The following is a 1,997-nucleotide window of genomic DNA, read 5'->3' on the forward strand; positions in this document are numbered from 1 at the left end:
TCCGCTTAGAGAGCAAGTCTCATCACAGATAGGAGCGTACCTTCTCCCGAAGTTACGGTACAATTTTGCCTAGTTCCTTCACCCGAGTTCTCTCAAGCGCCTTAGTATTCTCTACCTGACCACCTGTGTCGGTTTGGGGTACGATTCGGTATAATCTGAAGCTTAGAGGCTTTTCCTGGAAGTATGGCATCAACAACTTCACCACCTTGGTGGCTCGTCTCGTATCTCAGTCTTAGCAACCCGGATTTTCCTAAGTCACCAACCTACTTACTTTCACATGGACAACCAACGCCATGCTTGTTTAGCCTGCTCCGTCCCCCCATCGCAATTATACCAAGTACGGGAATATTAACCCGTTTCCCATCGACTACGCCTTTCGGCCTCGCCTTAGGGGTCGACTTACCCTACCCTGATTAACATGGGATAGGAACCCTTGGTCTTCCGGCGTGCGGGTTTTTCACCCGCATTATCGTTACTCATGTCAGCATTCGCACTTCTGATACCTCCAGCATACCTCCCGGTACACCTTCAACGGCTTACAGAACGCTCCCCTACCACTCAAACATAGTTTGAATCCGCAGCTTCGGTGCATAGTTTAGCCCCGTTACATCTTCCGCGCAGACCGACTCGACCAGTGAGCTATTACGCTTTCTTTAAAGGATGGCTGCTTCTAAGCCAACCTCCTGGCTGTCTGGGCCTTTCCACATCGTTTCCCACTTAACTATGACTTTGGGACCTTAGCTGGCGGTCTGGGTTGTTTCCCTCTTCACGACGGACGTTAGCACCCGCCGTGTGTCTCCCGGATAGTACTTTACGGTATTCGGAGTTTGCAAAGGGTTGGTAAGTCGGGATGACCCCCTAGCCTTAACAGTGCTCTACCCCCGTAAGTATTCGTCCGAGGCTCTACCTAAATAGATTTCGGGGAGAACCAGCTATCTCCCGGTTTGATTAGCCTTTCACTCCTAGCCACAGGTCATCCCCTAACTTTTCAACGTTAGTGGGGTTCGGTCCTCCAGTTGATGTTACTCAACCTTCAACCTGCCCATGGCTAGATCACCGGGTTTCGGGTCTATACCTTGCAACTCAACGCCCAGTTAAGACTCGGTTTCCCTACGGCTACCCTATTCGGTTAACCTCGCTACAAAATATAAGTCGCTGACCCATTATACAAAAGGTACGCAGTCACCCTCGAAGGGCTCCTACTGCTTGTACGTACACGGTTTCAGGTTCTATTTCACTCCCCTCACAGGGGTTCTTTTCGCCTTTCCCTCACGGTACTGGTTCACTATCGGTCAGTTGGGAGTATTTAGCCTTAGATGATGGTCCACCTATATTCAGTCAAAGTTTCACGTGCTCCGACCTACTCGATTTCACTTAAGATGCATTTTCGTGTACGGGACTATCACCCTGTATCGTCAAACTTTCCAGAATGTTCCACTAACACATAATAAGCTTAAGGGCTGGTCCGGTTTCGCTCGCCGCTACTTCCGGAATCTCGGTTGATTTCTGTTCCTACGGGTACTTAGATGTTTCAGTTCTCCGCGTTCGCCTCTTACACCTATGTATTCAGTGTAAGATACCTGCAAGCAGGTGGGTTTCCCCATTCGGAAATCCTAGTCTCAAGCGCTTTTTACTAGCTTGACTAGGCTTATCGCAAGTTAATACGTCCTTCATCGCCTCCAACTGCCAAGGCATCCACCGTGTACGCTTAGTCACTTAACCATACAACCCAAACGGGTCTTTGTTAGTGACAGCTGTTAACTTCGCCAGAAGTTAATTCATCAAATAATGATGAGAATACTAAAGTAGATACCTTTTTGAAACCGAAGTTTCGTGCTCAATGAATTCTGTATAAATCGACTATATAGTCACTCATAAGAAATTGAGACTCTAAATTTGTTTGCGTTACTTAGTAAACTAAGCTTCGCTGTTAGAACTCAATCTGTACGAGTGCCCACACAGATGATTGCTTTATATTGTTAAAGAACGTTGCGACG

General features: G+C 47.6%; 1 rRNA gene. It reads right to left on the bottom strand.

Annotated elements, in window-relative coordinates:
• A 23S ribosomal RNA gene (locus tag C2M25_RS05470) occupies window positions 1-1,722 on the bottom strand; the annotation flags it as partial.
• Between the last annotated feature and the right edge of the window lie 275 nt (window positions 1,723-1,997).

Source organism: Pseudoalteromonas sp. T1lg21, from assembly GCF_002964625.1.
In the GTDB taxonomy this organism is placed as follows: domain Bacteria; phylum Pseudomonadota; class Gammaproteobacteria; order Enterobacterales; family Alteromonadaceae; genus Pseudoalteromonas; species Pseudoalteromonas gelatinilytica.